This is a genomic window from Modestobacter excelsi, from assembly GCF_005930495.1.
GTDB lineage: Bacteria > Actinomycetota > Actinomycetes > Mycobacteriales > Geodermatophilaceae > Modestobacter > Modestobacter excelsi.
Window position 1 is genome coordinate 1 of sequence record NZ_SJEX01000096.1, and the last position, 17783, is coordinate 17783.

Sequence of the window (17783 nt, forward strand, 5' to 3'; positions counted from 1 at the left end):
GGGCAGGCGTCCGCTGACGGCGTAAAGGCGGCGGAACAGCCTCAGTGGGACGACAGTTGTCTCCATCGAGCCACCCCGCCGGTCCGACAGCATCATCTCGACGCCGGGTGGGTGGTGCGAACTACAGTGGAGCGACCGGTGCCCAGCGCGCCGACGAACGTCGGGTGTCCACCGTCCCCTGCGAGGGGGCACGAGCACAGCAGGTCCAGCCGGTCAGAGGAGAAGCAGCAGATGTTCGAACGGTTCACCGACCGAGCCCGTCGGGTGGTCGTCCTGGCCCAGGAAGAGGCCCGGATGCTCAACCACAACTACATCGGCACCGAGCACATCCTCCTGGGCTTGATCCACGAGGGCGAGGGCGTCGCTGCCAAGGCGCTGGAGTCCCTCGGCATCTCGCTGGAGGGCGTGCGTCAGCAGGTCGAGGAGATCATCGGGCAGGGCCAGCAGGCGCCGTCCGGGCACATCCCCTTCACCCCGCGTGCCAAGAAGGTCCTGGAGCTGTCGCTGCGCGAGGCGCTGCAGCTCGGCCACAACTACATCGGTACCGAGCACATCCTGCTGGGCCTGATCCGCGAGGGCGAGGGCGTCGCCGCCCAGGTCCTGGTCAAGCTGGGTGCCGACCTCAACCGCGTCCGCCAGCAGGTCATCCAGCTGCTGAGCGGCTACCAGGGCAAGGAGCCGGCCGCTGCCGGCGGCCCTGCCGAGGGCACGCCGTCGACCTCGCTGGTCCTCGACCAGTTCGGCCGCAACCTGACCCAGGCCGCCCGCGACGGCAAGCTCGACCCGGTCATCGGCCGGGCCAAGGAGATCGAGCGGGTCATGCAGGTGCTGTCCCGCCGCACCAAGAACAACCCCGTCCTGATCGGCGAGCCCGGCGTCGGCAAGACCGCCGCCGTCGAGGGCCTGGCCCAGGCGATCGTCAAGGGCGAGGTGCCCGAGACGCTGAAGGACAAGCAGCTCTACACGCTCGACCTCGGTGCCCTCGTCGCCGGTTCCCGCTACCGCGGTGACTTCGAGGAGCGGCTCAAGAAGGTCCTCAAGGAGATCCGCACCCGCGGCGACATCATCCTGTTCATCGACGAGATCCACACCCTCGTCGGTGCCGGTGCTGCCGAGGGCGCGATCGACGCGGCGAGCATCCTCAAGCCGATGCTGGCCCGCGGTGAGCTGCAGACCATCGGCGCCACCACGCTCGACGAGTACCGCAAGCACCTGGAGAAGGACGCCGCTCTCGAGCGCCGGTTCCAGCCGATCCAGGTGAGCGAGCCGACGCTGGCCCACACGATCGAGATCCTCAAGGGCCTGCGCGACCGCTACGAGGCGCACCACCGGATCAGCATCACCGACAGCGCCCTGGTGGCCGCCGCGACGCTGGCCGACCGGTACATCTCCGACCGCTTCCTCCCGGACAAGGCGATCGACCTGATCGACGAGGCCGGCGCCCGGATGCGGATCAAGCGGATGACCGCGCCGCCGGACCTGCGCGAGTTCGACGACCGGATCGCCGGCATCCGCCGCGAGAAGGAGTCGGCGATCGACGCCCAGGACTTCGAGAAGGCCGCGTCTCTCCGCGACAAGGAGAAGCAGCTGCTGGGCGAGAAGTCCGAGCGCGAGAAGCAGTGGAAGGCCGGCGACATGGACGTCGTCGCCGAGGTCGACGACGAGCAGATCGCCGAGGTCCTGGCGAACTGGACGGGCATCCCGGTCTTCAAGCTGACCGAGGAGGAGACCACTCGCCTCCTGCGCATGGAGGACGAGCTCCACAAGCGGATCATCGGCCAGGAAGAGGCCATCAAGAGCGTCAGCCAGGCGATCCGGCGCACGCGGGCGGGCCTCAAGGACCCCCGTCGTCCCGGTGGCTCCTTCATCTTCGCCGGCCCCTCGGGTGTCGGTAAGACGGAGCTGGCGAAGGCGCTGGCCCAGTTCCTGTTCGGTGAGGACGACGCCCTCATCCAGATCGACATGGGCGAGTTCCACGACAAGTTCACCGTGTCGCGGCTCGTGGGTGCCCCTCCCGGCTACGTCGGTTACGACGAGGGTGGCCAGCTGACCGAGAAGGTCCGGCGCAAGCCGTTCTCGGTGGTCCTCTTCGACGAGATCGAGAAGGCGCACGCCGATGTCTTCAACACGCTGCTGCAGGTGCTGGAGGACGGCCGGCTGACCGACGGCCAGGGCCGGATCGTGGACTTCAAGAACACGATCCTGATCCTGACCACGAACCTCGGGACGCGGGACATCTCCAAGGCGGTCGGCCTGGGCTTCCAGTCCGGGAACGACACGGCCAGCAACTACGACCGGATGAAGCAGAAGGTCAACGAGGAGCTCAAGCAGCACTTCCGGCCGGAGTTCCTCAACCGCATCGACGACATCGTCGTGTTCCACCAGCTGACCGAGGACGAGATCGTCCACATCGTCGACCTGATGCTCAACCGGGTGGAGACGCAGCTGTCGAACAAGGACATGTCGCTCGAGGTCACCCCGGCGGCGAAGAAGCTGCTGGCGGCCCGTGGGTTCGACCCGGTGCTGGGTGCTCGTCCGCTGCGTCGGACGATCCAGCGCGAGATCGAGGACACGCTCTCCGAGAAGATCCTCTACGGCGAGATCACCTCCGGGCAGATCATCGTGGTGGATGTCGAGGAGAACGCGGACCCGACCGCGTCGACCTTCACCTTCCGCGGTGAGGCCAAGCCGGTCGACCTGCCCGACACCCCGCCGGTGGCCCTCACGGCCCCCGACGTGGACGACGACGGTCCGGCGGCGCAGGCCGCCGAGTAACCCGGAGGCCAGCACGGCACAGAGGGCCGTCACCCGCACCGCGGGTGGCGGCCCTCTGTGGTCGCTCGGGCCGATCGACCACCAGCGAGGACGGCGGCACGGCACGTGGTGACCACCCGATGCGGACGCCGGTCCACGGCGGGCTGCTGATCACCGCCGCCATGATCGGTCGAAGGACCCCGCCGCCCCCCACCGCTCGCAGGCGCGCAGCCGGCCCCTGCGGCGGGGCCGACGCGGTGGCCGTGGTCGCCCTCCTGGTCGGTGCCCTGCTCACGCTCCGCGACCGCACCCCGCCCCGGCGACCCCGCCGCTGAGGGCAGACCCCGCTGCCCCGTCCGTCAGGAGGGCAGGGCGAACCGGCCGTCCTCGGTCTGGACGACGAGACCGTCGACCAGCAGCGAGTCCAGGCAGCGGGCGCGCTGGACGGGGTCCTCCCAGGCAGGGACCAGGGCGTCGGGCTCGACCGGCTCGTGCGCGGCCCGCAGGACGTCCAGCAGCCGACCCCGCACCTGCCGGTCGGTGCCGGCGAAGCGCTGCACCCGCCGCGGCGGACCGGCGTGCGCCGGGTACCCGGCGCGTCGCCAGGCGCAGCGGTCGCACACCGGGCAGGCGGCGCAGCGGGGCGTCCCGGCCACGCAGACCAGCGCCCCCAGCTCCATGACGGCCACCGAGAAGCGCACCGCCCGCTCGTCGTCCGCGGGGGCCAGCGCGGCGATGTCCAGCAGGTCGGCGGCGCGGGCGGGCGCCGCCTCGGCTCGTCCGTGCACCAGCCGGGCGACGACCCGACGGACGTTGGTGTCCACCACCGGCTGACGTCGTCCGTGGCCGAAGCAGGAGACGGCGCGAGCGGTGTACGTCCCGATCCCGGGCAGCGCCTCCAGTTCGTCGACCTCGGCGGGGACGACGCCGGCGTGCCGTTCGGTGATCGCCACGGCCGCCTCCCGCAGGCGCAGCGCCCGGCGGGGATAGCCGAGCTTGCCCCAGGCCCGGATCACCTCCGCCGGGCTCGCTGCCGCCATCGCCGCGGGGGTGGGCCACCGGTCCAGCCACTCCCGCCAGACGGGCTCCACGCGCGCCACCGGGGTCTGCTGCAGCATCACCTCGCTGACCAGGACGGCCCACGGGTCGGTGCCCGGCTCCCGCCACGGGAGGTCCCGCGCCGCACCGGCGTACCAGTCGACGACCACCTCACCCACCGGCTCGTCGGTCGGACCGAGGGAGGGGGGTGCGGGGGACGTGCTGCTCACGGCCGCCCAGTCTGCCCTCGCTCGCCCACGAGGCCCGCGCCGGACCCGTCCACCACGGTGGGTGACCGGGCCGGTGGATCCAGTCACAACCGTGTGACCTGCGCAGACGGGCTGCAGTCTGGCGTGGCGTGGCGTGCGGCCGCCGGGCTTACCGCCGGTTAGCGTCGCCACGTGCTCCACCCGGTCGGCCCGCTGCCCACCGCCGTCTACTGGCGGCGGCGCCTGCTGGTGCTCGTCGGCACCCTGGGCGTGCTCGGCGGAGGTGGCTGGCTCGGCGTCGCCGTCGCGAGCGGTGACCCCGGGGGGTCGGACCCGGCCCCGGGCACGGTGGCGGCAGCCGGGGCGACCAGCGACGCACCGACGCCCGCGCTGGAACAGGTGCTGCCGTCGCTGGCCGCCGTCCAGGTCCCCACCGCGGTCCCGACGACGCCGGCCCCCGCGCCGGTCACCAGCGCAGCGCCGTCCGGCCCGGTCGCCGGGGGACCGTGCACCGACGACATGATCGAGGTCGACGTCCGCCCGGAGCCCGCGAGCAGCCCGGTGGGCGGCAAGCCGACGTTCGACCTCGTGGTCACCAACGTGTCGCCGGTCGCCTGCGTGCGGGCGCTGGACAAGGGCCTGCAGGAGATCGTGCTGCTCGACGGTGCGGGCAACCGGCTGTGGGGCAGCAACGACTGCTTCCCCGAGGCGAGCTCGGACACCCGGACGCTGCAGCCGGGGGAGGCTGTCGTGTTCCCGGTGCTCTGGAGCGGGCTGAGCAGCGCCCCCGGCTGCACGGCCGACCGGACGACGCCCGGTGCGGGCAGCTACGTCGTCCGCGGCCGGCTGGACACCAAGACCAGCGGCGATGCGGCCTTCACCCTCACCTGACGCACCTGCGGTGTGGAACTGCGCGGTCCCGGCTCCGCCGAGCGTTCTCTTGGTCCCGCCCGAGCGAAGGTCGGGATGCTCCGCATGCCGACCCGCTCGGGCGGTCAGCTGTAGCGGTCGAGGATCGAGGTCTCGGCGAGCCGGGACAGCCCCTCGCGGATGCCGCGGGCGCGGGCCTCGCCGACGCCCTCCACGGCCAGCAGGTCCTCGATGGTGGCCGCCAGCAGCTTCTGCAGCCCGCCGAAGTGCGTCACCAGGCGGTCGATGATCCCGGCCGGCAGCCGGGGCACCCGGGCCAGCAGCCGGTAGCCGCGGGGGCTGACCGGGGAGTCCAGCGCATCCGGGGAGGTGGGCAGGCCGTAGCACCGGGCGACCGCCGAGAGGTCGAGCAGCTCGGTGGCGGTCAGGGCCCGCAGGTCGGCGAGCACCTCCTCGCCGGAGCGGTTGTGGCGGCCGCTGGGCAGGTAGTCGCGGACCAGGAGCCCGCGGTCCTCCTCGACGCCGGCGAGCATCTCGTCCAGCTGCAGGGCGAGCAGCCGGCCGTCGGTACCGAGCTCGACGACGAAGCCCTCGATCTCGTCGGCGATCCGGCGGACCATCTCCAGCCGCTGGCTGACGCTCATCGCGTCCCGCACGGTGACCAGGTCCTCGATCTCCAGCGCCGACAGCGTGGAGGCGACCTCGTCCAGCCGCAGCTTGTAGCGCTCGAGCGCGGCCAGCGCCTGGTTGGCCCGGGCCAGGATCGTGGTCGGGTGCTCCAGGGTGTACCGGCGGCCGGCCACGTAGACCGAGATGATGTGCATCGACTGGCTGACCGAGATCACCGGGAAGTCGGTCTGCAGCGCCACCCGCTCGGCGGTCCGGTGCCGGGTGCCGGACTCCTCGGTCGGGATCGTGGGGTCGGGCATCAGGTGCACACCGGCCCGGACGATCCGGGTGCCGTCGTAGGAGACGATCACCGCGCCGTCCATCTTGGCCAGCTCGCGCAGCCGGGTGGCCGACAGGGCCACGTCGAGGGCGAAGCCGCCGGTGCACAACGACTCGACGACACGGTCGTAGCCGAGGACGATGAGCGCTCCGGTCCGGCCGGCCAGGATCCGCTCCAGACCGTCCCGGAGAGCGGTACCGGGGGCGATCCGGCCGAGCAGTTCCCGCAACGAGGCCTCAGGGTCCACAGCGGGGGGCACGTGCGCTCCTGACGGTCGGGCGGTACGGCGGCCGATTCTACGATGCGAGCACGAGGCGCCGACCACCTCGGGTCCTCCGAGCGTGTGGCCCGGCCGCTCGGCGGTACCGGAGAGTCACCACAGGCGCGCGATCGCGCCCCCGAGGTCGGCCACCTCGACCAGCCGCATGCCCTTGGGTGCCGGGCCCGAGTCCTCCGGGACCAGCGCGGACGTGTAGCCCTGCCGGGCGGCCTCGGCCAGCCGCCGGGCGGTGCCACCGACCCGGCGGATCTCGCCGGACAGCCCGACCTCGCCCAGCGCGATCAGCCCCGAGGGCACCGGGCGGTCCTTGGACGCCGAGGCGATGGCCAGCGCGAGGGCGAGGTCGGCGGCCGGCTCGATGATCCGCACCCCACCGACCGAGGCGGCGAAGACGTCGGCGTCGGCCAGCCGCACGCCGCCGCGGCGCTCGACGACGGCGTTGACCATCGCCACCCGCTGGGAGTCCAGCCCGCTGACGGCGCGACGCGGCGAGCCCCCGCCACCGGAGGAGGCGACCAGCGCCTGCACCTCGGCCAGCAGCGGCCGGCTCCCCTCCATCGTCACGGTGACGCAGCTGCCGGGCACCGGGGCGGACCGGCGGGAGACGAACAGGTGGGAGGGGTCCGGGACGCCGACCACGCCACCGTCACCGATCTCGAAGCAGCCGATCTCGTCGGCCGGACCGAACCGGTTCTTGGTGGCCCGCACCAGGCGCAGGGTGGAGTGCCGCTCGCCGTCGAAGGAGATCACCACGTCGACGAGGTGCTCCAGCGCCCGCGGGCCGGCGATCGCGCCGTCCTTGGTGACGTGGCCGACCAGGATCACGGTCATGTTCCGGCTGCGGGCCACCGCGCTCAGCCCGGTCGCGACGGCGCGGACCTGGGTGGCGCCGCCGTCGGTGCCGTCGACGGCGGGGGAGCGGACGGTCTGCACGCTGTCGAGCACGAGCAGCGTGGGGGCGACGTCCTCCACGTGGGCGAGGACGGCGGACAGCTCGGTCTCGGCGGCGAGGTAGAGGTCGTCGTGCAGCGCGCCGATCCGCTCGGCGCGCAGCCGCACCTGGGCCGCGGACTCCTCGCCGGAGACGACCAAGGTCGGCCCGTTGGCGGCGGCCACCCGGTGGGCGACCTCCAGCAGCAACGTGGACTTGCCCACGCCCGGCTCGCCGGCGACCAGCAGCAGCGCCCCGGGCACCAGGCCGCCGCCGAGCACGCGGTCGAACTCGGTGATCCCGGTGGGCACGGCCCGCGCGCCGGCCAGCTCGACCTGGCCGATCGGCCGGGCCCTGGCACTGACCGGACCGGCCGAGACCGACCGCAGCGGGGAGGAGCCGACCGCGCCGACCTCGGTGATGCTGCCCCAGGTCTGGCACTCCGGGCAGCGGCCGACCCACTTCGCCGCGGTGTAGCCGCACTCGGTACAGCGATGGGCGGGACGGGTGGACTTCACACCGGATGCTGGCACGCCGTCAGCGTGGCAGCCGGGTACGACAGTCCGGGGGACGCGCCGAGGGGGCCGGAGCCCACCGGCTCAGCCGCCCGCCTGCTGCTCCACGCCCTGCTCGGTGTGGAAGTCGAACGGCTCGCCGCGGGGCAGGTCGCGGGGGGACGTGCCGACCGGGACCGGGATGGTGACCGAGCCGGCCTGCTCGAAGGTGAAGGTCACGTTGACCGACTGGCCCACGCCCAGGTCGTCGGCGAGCCCGACCAGGGTCACCGAGGGGCCGGTGCCGTTGCCGAGGTACAGGATCCCGTCGGCCGGGACCGCGAGGTCGAGCGAGCCGCTGTTGGTGGCGGGTTCCGTGGCGGCCTCGGGGTCGACGACCTCGACGCTGTCGAACTGGTCACCCTCGATGCGGACCAGCGTGTCGTCGGTCTGGGCGGAGCTGGCCACCGCGGCCAGCAGCCGGGCGCTGCTCCCCTTCGCGTACACCCCGCCGGTCGGGTAGGGCAGCTCGACCGCGCGCAGGGACAGGTCGCCGACGCTGGTCATGGCGCCGGTCTTGTCCCGGTTCTGCGCGGAGGTCTGGGCGACCTGGCCGGCGCTGCAGGCGCCCAGCGCCACGGGGGTGAGCAACAGGGCAGCCGTCGCGGCAGCGCGCAGTCCGCGGTTCACAGGGGGTCGACCTCCAGAGGACGTGCCGGTCACCGAGTGCTCCGGTGACACGAGTCGCGCTGAGCCTAACGGTCCGCACAGGATGTCCGCTGGGAGGTGCGGCAGATGGCGGCAGGGGCGGGCAGCGGTGGCGGCGGGGAGATGCCGGGCGACGGGGACCCCGCGCTCGGCGACTTCCCTGCGCAGGCTCCGGACACCCGGCGGTGGCTGTTCGCCGACCAGTTGGGGCCGCACTTCCTGGACGCGCCGGACCAGCCGGTGCTGCTGGTCGAGTCGCGGGCGGTCTTCCGCCGGCGCCGGTTCCACCGGCAGAAGGCGCACCTGCTGCTGTCGGCCCTCCGGCACCGCGCGGCCGAGCTCGGCGACCAGGCGCTCTTCCTGCAGACCGACACCTACGCCGAGGCGCTGGACCAGGTGCCCGGGCCGCTGTCGGTGTGCGCGCCGACCACCTGGCCGGCCCGCGACTTCGTGCTGCGCCGTCCGGGCGTGACCGTCCTCGAGGCGCGTGGGTTCGTCACCCGGCAGGCCGACTTCCGGCGCTGGGCGGGTGGCCGCACGCGGGAGCGGCTGCTGATGGACGACTTCTACCGCACGGCCCGGCGCGTGCACGACGTCCTCATGGACGGCGCGGAACCGGCCGGTGGCACCTGGAACCTCGACCACGACAACCGGGAGCCGCCGCCGGCCGACGGTCGGGTCCCGGTGCCGGCACCCTGGCTGCCGGTCGAGGACGAGATCGACGAGCAGGTCCGCGCCGACCTGGACCGCTGGGTGGCCGACGGGGACGTGGCGTTCGTCGGCGACGACGGCCCCCGGTCGTTCCCGGTCACGGCCGCCGAGACCGAGGAGCGGCTGACCGACTTCCTCACCCACCGGCTGCGGGCGTTCGGGCCGCACGAGGACGCCATGCTGGCCGGGGACCCGTGGCTGGCGCACTCGATGCTGTCGGCGTCGCTGAACCTGGGGCTGGTCGACCCGGCCGACGTCGTGCACCGGGCCGAGCAGGCGTGGCGGGACTCCGTCGCGGCCGGCGACCCGCTGCCGCTGAACTCCGTCGAGGGCTTCGTGCGGCAGGTGATGGGCTGGCGGGACTGGATCTGGCACCTGTACTGGCAGCTGGGCCGGGAGTACCGGCACGGCAACGCGCTGGCCGCGACCGAGGAGGTGCCGGACTGGCTCGGCGAGCTGGACGCCGGGGCGATCGACGCCAACTGCCTGTCCTCCGTCGTCGCCGACGTGCGCGACCGCGGCTGGGTGCACCACATCCCGCGGCTGATGGTGCTGGGCAACTACGCGCTGCAGCGCGGCATCCGGCCGCTGGCGATGACCGACTGGTTCCACCGCGTCTTCGTCGACGGCTACGACTGGGTGATGGTCGCCAACGTCGTCGGGATGAGCCAGCACGGCGACGGCGGGGTGCTGGCCACCAAGCCCTACGCGGCGGGTGGCGCCTACATCGACCGGATGAGCGACTACTGCGGCGGCTGCCGGTACGACCCGAAGAAGCGCCTCGGCGAGGACGCCTGCCCCTACACGGCCGGTTACTGGGCCTTCCTGGAGCGCAACCGGGAGCGGCTGGCCGGCAACCGGCGGATGCGCCAGCCACTGGCGGGGCTGGGCCGGCTGAAGGGCCTGGAGGAGGTCGTCGAGCAGGAACGGCTGCGCGGCACCGACGCGCCCTAACCCGGCGCGGCGCCGCCGGCGAGCAGCAGGACGACGTCGAGCACGGTCAGCAGCATCACGGCGGGGAAGGCGAGCCGCCGGGCCCGTGGGCTGCCGGCCAGCGCGGCCACCACGACCGCCGGCGCGGCGAGCACGCCGGCCACCCAGCCCAGGGCGCTGGGCGGCCCGTCGGGGCCGAGCACCAGCAGCAGCGACGCCACGCCCAGCAGCACCGCGCCGGCGATCGCCGAGGGCACCGGGCCCACCCGGTGCGGCAGGCCGCGGACCCCGGTGGCGAGGTCGTCGGCGACGTCGGGGGCCACGTTGGCCACGTGCGCGGCGCCGCCCAGCGCCGCGCCGGCGCCGACCAGCCACCACGGCGCGCCCGGCGTGCCCGGCGCCGCGGCGACCACGCCCGCGGGCAGGGCGCCGAAGCCGGTCAGGTAGGGCAGGGGGGAGAGCGCCGTCCGCTTGAGCCCGGCGTCGTAGGCCCAGCCGCTGCCGACGAGCACCAGCAGCAGCAGGCCGGGGACGACGCCCAGCAGCAGCGACAGGACGACGGCGACGGTGACCGCGACCAGCGCCGCGGTGCGCAGCGTCGCCGGCGTGACGACGCCCTGGACGACCGGTTTGTCCTGCCGGCCGACCGCGCGGTCCCGGTCGGCGTCCAGCCAGTCGTTGCACCAGCCGATGGAGGCCTGACCTGCGAGGACGGCCGCGCCGAGGAGGACGGTGCGTTCCGGGCCGACCTCGGCGGCGACCGCGAGCAGGACGGCGACGGTGCTCACCGCCAGGGCCGGCTCGAGGTGCGTCGCGCGGGCCAGTGCGACCCCGCGCCGCACCGGGTCCCTGCGCCCCGCGGCGTCGGTCACCTGCACACCCACCGTCTCCTGTCAAGAGCGAGTTGACCTCGGCCGGGCCGCTGACCTGCACGTTTGTCGGACTTCGCCGAGCCGGACGGCATTCTGCCGTGGTAACCTGGAGTCAGCGAAAGGGGTCACATCCACATGGGCTTCACTGTTGGCGAGACCGTTGTCTACCCGCACCACGGCGCTGCGCTCATCGAGGCGATCGAGCAGCGGACCATCAAGGGTGTCGAAAAGCGTTACCTCGTGCTCAAGGTCGCCCAGGGCGACCTGACCGTGCGCGTGCCGGCTGACAACGCCGAGATCGTCGGCGTCCGCGACGTCGTCGGCCAGGACGGCCTGAACAAGGTCTTCGAGGTGCTGCGCGCGCCGCACACCGAGGAGCCGACCAACTGGTCCCGGCGCTACAAGGCCAACCTCGAGAAGCTGGCCTCCGGGGACGTGAACAAGGTCGCCGAGGTCGTGCGTGACCTCTGGCGGCGCGACAAGGACCGCGGCCTGTCCGCGGGCGAGAAGCGGATGCTGTCCAAGGCCCGTCAGATCCTGGTCAGCGAGCTCGCGCTGGCCGAGGGGACCAACGAGGACAAGGCCGAGCTGCTGCTCGACGAGGTCCTCGCCTCCTGATCCCCTGCTCCACCCCTGAGACACCCAGACCACTCCCGTGCACGCTGTCGGCATCGTCGCAGCGGCCGGGAGTGGTCTGCGTCTGGGGGCAGCACTGCCCAAGGCGCTGGTCCCGCTCGGTGGCCGCCCCCTGGTCTGCTGGGCCGTCGACTCGTTGCGCGCCGGCGGGGTGGCCGAGGTCGTGGTCGCCGTCCCGGAGCCGCAGCGCGCCGCCTTCACCGCCGTCCTCCCCGGCGACGTGCACGTCGTCCTCGGCGGGGACACCCGCACCGCCTCCGTCCGGGCCGCACTGGCCGCCGCACGGGAGCACGCCGACGCCGTCCTGGTCCACGACGCCGCGCGGCCGCTGACCCCGCCGGACGTCGTCGCCCGGGTGCTGGCGGCGCTGTCCGGAGGCGTGGCCGCCGTCGTCCCGGTGCTGCCGGTCGTGGACACCACCGTGGTGGTCGACGACGACGGCGTGGTCGCTGCCGACGTCGCCCGCGCCCACCTCCGCCGGGTGCAGACCCCGCAGGGGTTCGACCGGGCGACCCTGGTCGACGCCTACGCCGCGGCGCACGGCGCCGCGGCGGAGTTCACCGACGACGCCTCGGTGGTCCGCGCCGCCGGCATCCCGGTGCACACGGTCGCCGGCGACGAGCGCGCCGCCAAGATCACCGTGGCGCACGACCTGGCGCTGGCGGAGCTGACCGTGCAGGCGACGGGTGAGCGAGTGACGCAGGTGCGGGCATGAGCCTGCCGCGGGTGGGGATCGGCACCGACGTCCACCCGATCGAGGCCGGTCGTGCCTGCTGGCTGGCCGGGCTGGAGTGGCCGGGCGCCGACGGCTGCGCCGGGCACTCCGACGGCGACGTCGTCGCGCACGCCCTCACCGACGCCGTGCTCTCGGCCGCCGGGCTCGGCGACATCGGCGGCCTGCTCGGCACCGACGACCCGCACTGGGCCGGTGCCCGCGGTGCCGATGTGCTCGCCCACGTCCGGGAGGTGCTGGCCGCCGCCGGTTGGGAGGTCGGCAACGCCTCCGTGCAGCTCATCGGCACCACCCCCAAGGCCGCGCCGCGCCGGGCCGAGGCCGAGGCCGTGCTGTCGGCGGCCCTCGGCGCACCGGTCAGCGTCACCGCGACCACGACCGACGGCCTGGGGCTCACCGGGCGTGGTGAGGGGCGGGCGGCGGTGGCCACCGCGCTCGTGGTCCGGAGCACTGGTGCGCCGCCCGTAGAATCCGCAGGGTGACCCTCCGCCTGTACGACACGGCCGCACGTGCCGTGCGCGACTTCACGCCCCTGCGTGCAGGACAGGTCTCCGTGTACGTCTGCGGCCTGACGGTGCAGGGCCCACCGCACATCGGGCACGTGCGCTTCGCGCTGGCCTTCGACGTGCTCCGGCGCTGGCTGGAGCACAACGGCCACGAGGTCACCTACGTCCGCAACGTCACCGACGTCGACGACAAGATCCTGGCCAAGTCCGCGGCCGCCGGTGAGCCGTGGTGGGCCTGGGCGTACGAGAACGAGCGGGCCGCCACCCGCGCCTACGAGGTGCTGGGGACCCTCCCGCCGACGTACGAGCCGCGGGCGACCGGGCACGTGCCGGAGATGGTCGAGCTGATCGGCCGGCTCATCGACCGCGGCCACGCCTACGCCGTCGACGGGGACGTCTACTTCGACGTCCGGTCCTTCCCCGGTTACGGCGAGCTGTCCGGGCAGCGGCTCGGTGAGCTGCAGCCGGCCGCGGACACCGAGACCGACGAGCGCAAGCGCGATCCCCGCGACTTCGCGCTGTGGAAGGCGCACAAGCCCGGCGAGCCGGAGACCGCGTCGTGGCCGACGCCGTGGGGCCGGGGCCGGCCGGGCTGGCACCTGGAGTGCTCGGCGATGGCGGAGAAGTACCTGGGGCCGGAGTTCGACGTGCACGGCGGCGGGCTGGACCTGCGCTTCCCGCACCACGAGAACGAGCGGGCCCAGTCGCGGGCCGCCGGGCACGGGTTCGCCCGGTACTGGCTGCACAACGCCTGGGTGACCATGGGCGGCGAGAAGATGAGCAAGTCGCTGGGCAACACGCTGCTGGTCGACGAGGTCGTCCAGCGGGTGCGCCCGGTGGAGCTGCGGTACTACCTGGTGGCCCCGCACTACCGCTCGACGATCGAGTTCACCGAGGCCGCGCTCGAGGAGGCCGGGGTCGCCTACCGGCGGCTGGAGTCCTTCGTCCGCCGGGCCGCCGAGCGGGTCGGTGCGGACGCCGGCAAGCCGGTGCTCGCCGAGGCCTTCACCGCGGCGATGGACGACGACCTGGCCACCCCGGCCGCCGTCGCCGCCGTGCACGAGGCGGTCACCGCCGGCAACACCGCCCTGGCCGCCGACGACCACGAGGGCGTCGCCGCCGCGCTGGGCTCGGTCCGGGCGATGCTCGGCGTCCTGGGGCTGGACCCGCTCGACCCGCAGTGGGCCGGCGCCGGCGGCGACGAGCGCCTCGTCGACGTCACCGACGGCCTCGTGCAGCTCGCCCTCGAGCAGCGCACCGCCGCTCGGGCCCGCAAGGACTACGCGTCAGCTGACGCGATCCGGAACCAGCTCGGCGCCCTGGGCGTGCAGGTCGAGGACACCCCCCAGGGCACACGATGGGAGCTGACCAGCTGATGGCCGGCAACAGCCAACGACGCGGCCGCTCGGCCGGCGCCGGCAAGAAGACCGCCACCGCAGGGACCGGCGGCAAGAACCGCCGGTCCCTGGCCGGCCGGGGCGCGACCCCGCCGGCCTCGGCCCGGCCGCACCACCCGGCCTACAAGAAGGCCCAGGCCGACGCGGCGCGCCGGGACAACCGGGCCCGGGTCCAGCGCCGCAACGAGGAGCAGCCCGAGCTGCTGCTCGGCCGCAACCCGGTGCTCGAGGCGCTGCGTGCGGCGATCCCGGCGACGGCGCTGTACGTCGTCACCGGCGACACGACGCGGGGCGGCACCGACGAGCGGATCACGGAGTCCGTGCAGCTGGCCGCCGACCGGGGGCTGCCGCTGCTCGAGGTGGGCAAGGCCGAGTTCGACCGGATGTCCGCCGGGGCGCTGCACCAGGGCATCGGGCTGATGGTGCCGCCCTACGAGTACGCGCACCCCGACGACCTGCTCGACATCGCCCGGGACTCCGGGCGCCCGCCGCTGCTGGTCGCCCTCGACGGCGTCACCGACCCCCGGAACCTGGGCGCGATCATCCGCTCGGCCGCGGCGTTCGACGCGCACGGCGTCGTCGTGCCCGAGCGCCGCGCGGTCGGCATGACCGGCTCGGCCTGGCGCACCAGCGCCGGCGCCGCGGCCCGGCTGCAGGTCGCCCGGGCCACGAACCTGGCCCGCTCGCTGGGCTCCTACCAGGACGCCGGGCTGCAGACCGTCGGGCTGGCCGCCGACGGCGACATCAGCATCCACGACTACGACGGCTTCGCCGACCCGATCGCGCTCGTGGTCGGAGCCGAGGGTGCCGGGCTGTCGCGGCTGGTCCGCGAGCGCTGCGACGTCGTGCTGTCCATCCCGATCACGAGGTCCACGGAGTCGCTCAACGTCAGCGTCGCCGCCGGCATCGCCCTGTTCGCGGCGGCGTCGTCACGGCGATCCTGACGGACCGCACCGCGATGACATCGCGACCCTGACGGGCCGCACCGCGGCCAGGAGCCGTGTCCAGTCGCGTGGAGCCGCTGAGTCGCTCGGTCGCGGGACCCTCCGGGCCCCACTCCTCACGACAGTGCTGGAGTCCGGAGGGTCCCGGTCGATCAGCTGAGCAGCTGGGCGATCGTGTAGATGACCAGGCCGGCCAGCCCGCCGACGACGGTGCCGTTGACCCGGATCCACTGCAGGTCGCGGCCGACCTGCAGCTCGATCCGCCGGCTGGTCTCCTCGGTGTCCCAGCGCGCCACCGTGGTGCCCACCAGCTCGGCGGCGTCCCCGGCGAAGCGCTCGACGGCCCAGCCCGCGCCGCGGCGAGCCTCCCGCTGGACCAGCTCGCGCACGGTGGGGTCGTCGGTCAGCAGCCGGGCGGCGGAGCGGATCACCGACACCATCCGGGCCCGCAGCTCGGAGTGCGGGTCGGCGGCGGCGGTGAGCACGGAGTTCTTCGCCGTCGTCCAGAGCGAGCCGGACCAGGTGCGGACGGCGGGGTGCTCGAGCACCTCCGCCTTGAAGTGCTCCACCCGGGCGGCGGCCTCGGGGTCGGTGCGCAGCGTGTGCACGTAGGCCCGCAGCCGGCGGTCGTACATCTCCCGCACGGGGTGCTCCGGGTCGGCGCCGACCTCGGCGAGGAAGCTGCGCAGCAGCTCGAAGACCCGGTCGAACACCTTGTCGTCGACCCAGTCGGGCACCCAGGACGGGGAGGCGTCACCCAGCCGGGTGCGGAAGACCAGCCGGTTGTCGGCGAGGAACTCGGCCAGCCCGGACAGCCCGGCCGAGAGCACCTCCTGGTGCCGGTTGCCGTCGACGGCGAGCTCGATCACCCGGGCCAACCCCGGCGCCGCGGGGGTCTCACGCAGCTTGCGGTCGACGAAGGCGGAGACCGTCTGCTGGACCTCGTCGTCGGCGATGAGGTCGCTCAGCGCGCCCAGGGCCGCACCGGCGTCCCCGGCCAGCCGCTCGGCCCGCCCGGGGGCCGCCAGGAAGGCGCCCAGCTTCCCGGGGACGTCGACGGCGTCCAGCCGCTCCTCGACCACGTGCCGGGTCAGGAAGTTCTCCTGCACGAACGTGCCCAGGCTGGTGCCGATCTGGTCCTTCTTGCGCGGGATGATCGCGGTGTGCGGGATGGGCAGCCCCATCGGGTGCCGGAAGAGCGCGGTGACGGCGAACCAGTCGGCCAGGGCTCCGACCATGGACGCCTCGGCGGTCGCCCGGACGTAGCCGACCCAGGCGCCGGCCTCGTCCCCGACCAGCACGCAGACCAGGAAGACCGCCGCGGCCAGCAGGAACAGGCCGGTGGCCAGCCGCTTCATCTTCGTCAGGTCGCGGGCGCGCTGCGGGTCGTCGAGCGAGGCGGTGAGGGGGACGGTCAGCTGGTGGCTGGGCAGCTGCGGGCTGGGCACCCGACCGAGCCTAGGTGCACCCCTCTGCAGGGCCCCACCCCGCGCTCGCGAGGGGCGGGGGGCAGAGGGGTCATGCGTCAGTTCGAGGCGGCGTCGAGCGTGACGTCGACCTTCGAGCTGTCCGAGCCGCGGCGGATGGTCAGGGTGACCGTGTCGCCGGGCTGCGCGCTGCGGACGGCGGCGGTCAGCTCGGTGGAGCTGGTGACCGACCGGTCGCCCACCGCGGTGATGACGTCGCCGGCCTCGAGCCCGGCGTCGGCGGCGGGGGAGCCGTCCTGCACCGAGACCAGCTGGGCGCCGGTGCCGACCGCCGAGTCGGCGTTGTCCGACGCGGTGGTGGCGTTCACGCCCAGCAGGGCGTGGGTGGCCGACCCGGTGTCGATGATCTGCTGGGCGATCCGCTTGGCGGTGTTGGCCGGGATGGCGAAGCCCACGCCGATGTTGCCGCTCTGGCCGGCTCCCTGACCGGGCAGGTCGGAGCTGGCGACGGTGGCGATGGCGCTGTTGATGCCGATCACCTGGCCCTCGGCGTCGACCAGCGCACCGCCGGAGTTGCCGGGGTTGATCGCCGCGTCGGTCTGCAGTGCGTCGATCACCGCCTGGTCGGTGTTCGAGCCGGTGGCCACCGCACGGTTGGTCGCGCTGATGATGCCGTCGGTCACCGTGTTCGACAGCCCCAGCGGCGCACCGATGGCGACCGCCAGGTCACCGACCTGCACCTTGCTCGAGTCGGCGAACGTGGCCGGGGTCAGCCCGCTGGCGTCGCTCAGCTTGACCACGGCCAGGTCGGAGGTCGGGTCGGTGCCCACGACGGTGGCGTCGTACAGCGTGCCGTCGGAGGTGCGCACCTGCACCGTCGCCTGGTCGGTCGAGCTGTCGAGCGTGACGACGTGGTTGTTGGTCAGCACGTAGCCGTCGGCGGAGAGGACGACGCCGGACCCGGAACCGGAGCCGGAGCCCGCGCTCACGTAGATGGTGACCACGCTGGGCGCCGCCTTCGCGGCCGCCGCGGTGGTGCTCGTGGCGTTCTCGGCGTCCTTGATGACGACGCTCTGCGCGGACGTGCCGCTGGCGGTCGCCACGCCGCCGTCGTCGGTCAGCGCCATCACACCGGCACCGGCGCCACCACCGACCAGCGCAGCGCCGACCAGGCCGGCGGCGACGCCGAGGCGCCAGCGACCGGGTCGCCGGGACGGCTGGGCGGGGACACCGGGCTGCACCGGGGGCTGGAAGGCAGGCGGGAGCGTGCCCGCGGCGGGCTGACCGTGCGCCTGGTGGTACCCGGGCGTCCCGTAGCCGGCCGGCGGCCACGGCTGGTGCGGCGCGGCGGCGGGCTGCCCGAACTGCTGGGTGGGGTGCTGCCCGAAGGG

15 protein-coding genes are annotated in these 17783 nt (G+C 73.9%); 8 read left to right on the forward strand and 7 right to left on the reverse strand.

Features of this window, described 5'->3' with window-relative positions; all coding sequences use genetic code 11:
• Nucleotides 1-231 precede the first annotated feature (231 nt).
• On the forward strand, nucleotides 232-2775 hold the full coding sequence (locus tag FHL80_RS22135) for an ATP-dependent Clp protease ATP-binding subunit (RefSeq protein WP_138735503.1): 2544 nt from the start codon (nucleotides 232-234) through the stop codon (nucleotides 2773-2775).
• Nucleotides 2776-3113: 338 nt separating this feature from the next.
• Here the strand turns inward: FHL80_RS22135 and FHL80_RS22140 are convergent, their stop codons facing one another.
• Nucleotides 3114-4022, reverse strand: coding sequence for an HhH-GPD family protein (locus FHL80_RS22140; protein WP_281283557.1), 909 nt, complete (start codon nucleotides 4020-4022; stop codon nucleotides 3114-3116).
• A 171-nt stretch (nucleotides 4023-4193) separates the two neighbouring features.
• On the opposite strand from FHL80_RS22140, the gene FHL80_RS22145 reads away from it, so the two are divergent.
• Complete coding sequence (locus tag FHL80_RS22145) at nucleotides 4194-4892, forward strand: MucR family transcriptional regulator (protein ID WP_138735504.1); 699 nt, start codon at nucleotides 4194-4196, stop codon at nucleotides 4890-4892.
• A gap of 104 nt (nucleotides 4893-4996) precedes the next feature.
• Here the strand turns inward: FHL80_RS22145 and disA are convergent, their stop codons facing one another.
• The 3 genes from disA to FHL80_RS22160 form a co-directional block, all read right to left on the reverse strand.
• Nucleotides 4997-6079 carry a DNA integrity scanning diadenylate cyclase DisA gene (gene disA, locus FHL80_RS22150; protein ID WP_138735505.1) on the reverse strand — a complete coding sequence of 361 codons (1083 nt, stop codon included), beginning with the start codon at nucleotides 6077-6079 and terminating at the stop codon, nucleotides 4997-4999.
• A gap of 114 nt (nucleotides 6080-6193) precedes the next feature.
• The gene (gene radA / locus FHL80_RS22155; protein WP_246078877.1) at nucleotides 6194-7564 is read right to left on the reverse strand and encodes a DNA repair protein RadA; all 1371 of its coding nucleotides are present in this window, start codon (nucleotides 7562-7564) and stop codon (nucleotides 6194-6196) included.
• 66 nt (nucleotides 7565-7630) lie between these two features.
• Nucleotides 7631-8215, reverse strand: a complete 585-nt coding sequence (locus tag FHL80_RS22160; RefSeq protein WP_138735506.1) for a copper chaperone PCu(A)C domain-containing protein — start codon at nucleotides 8213-8215, stop codon at nucleotides 7631-7633.
• Between the two features lie 105 nt (nucleotides 8216-8320).
• Here FHL80_RS22160 and FHL80_RS22165 point away from each other — a divergent pair, with 105 nt between their 5' ends.
• Nucleotides 8321-9898, forward strand: coding sequence for a cryptochrome/photolyase family protein (locus tag FHL80_RS22165; RefSeq protein WP_216870961.1), 1578 nt, complete (start codon nucleotides 8321-8323; stop codon nucleotides 9896-9898).
• Here FHL80_RS22165 and FHL80_RS22170 read toward each other — a convergent pair.
• Nucleotides 9895-10761: a UbiA family prenyltransferase gene (locus FHL80_RS22170; RefSeq protein ID WP_138735507.1), complete on the reverse strand. Its 867-nt coding sequence runs from the start codon at nucleotides 10759-10761 to the stop codon at nucleotides 9895-9897. The genes FHL80_RS22165 and FHL80_RS22170 overlap by 4 nt on opposite strands.
• A gap of 123 nt (nucleotides 10762-10884) precedes the next feature.
• Here FHL80_RS22170 and FHL80_RS22175 point away from each other — a divergent pair, with 123 nt between their 5' ends.
• Genes FHL80_RS22175 through rlmB form a run of 5 tightly spaced genes read left to right on the forward strand, consistent with a single transcriptional unit; the run spans nucleotide 10885 to nucleotide 14965 of the window.
• Complete coding sequence (locus tag FHL80_RS22175; protein ID WP_014738821.1) at nucleotides 10885-11367, forward strand: CarD family transcriptional regulator; 483 nt, start codon at nucleotides 10885-10887, stop codon at nucleotides 11365-11367.
• 37 nt (nucleotides 11368-11404) lie between these two features.
• The gene (gene ispD, locus FHL80_RS22180) at nucleotides 11405-12100 is read left to right on the forward strand and encodes a 2-C-methyl-D-erythritol 4-phosphate cytidylyltransferase (RefSeq protein WP_138735508.1); all 696 of its coding nucleotides are present in this window, start codon (nucleotides 11405-11407) and stop codon (nucleotides 12098-12100) included.
• A complete protein-coding gene (gene ispF / locus FHL80_RS22185; RefSeq protein ID WP_138735509.1) occupies nucleotides 12097-12600 on the forward strand; it encodes a 2-C-methyl-D-erythritol 2,4-cyclodiphosphate synthase in 504 nt (167 codons plus the stop codon). Before ispD ends, ispF begins: the two co-directional genes overlap by 4 nt.
• Nucleotides 12597-14000: a cysteine--tRNA ligase gene (gene cysS, locus FHL80_RS22190; RefSeq protein WP_138735510.1), complete on the forward strand. Its 1404-nt coding sequence runs from the start codon at nucleotides 12597-12599 to the stop codon at nucleotides 13998-14000. The genes ispF and cysS overlap by 4 nt, the downstream gene beginning before the upstream one ends.
• Nucleotides 13982-14965 (forward strand): 23S rRNA (guanosine(2251)-2'-O)-methyltransferase RlmB, encoded by a 984-nt coding sequence (gene rlmB / locus FHL80_RS22195; RefSeq protein ID WP_246078878.1) that lies wholly within the window; start codon nucleotides 13982-13984, stop codon nucleotides 14963-14965. Before cysS ends, rlmB begins: the two co-directional genes overlap by 19 nt.
• A 152-nt stretch (nucleotides 14966-15117) precedes the next feature.
• On the opposite strand, the gene FHL80_RS22200 is transcribed toward rlmB, so the two are convergent.
• Complete coding sequence (locus FHL80_RS22200; RefSeq protein WP_138735511.1) at nucleotides 15118-16413, reverse strand: DUF445 domain-containing protein; 1296 nt, start codon at nucleotides 16411-16413, stop codon at nucleotides 15118-15120.
• Between the two features lie 77 nt (nucleotides 16414-16490).
• A partial coding sequence (locus tag FHL80_RS22205; RefSeq protein WP_138735512.1) for a S1C family serine protease occupies nucleotides 16491-17783 on the reverse strand: 1293 nt, incomplete at its 5' end.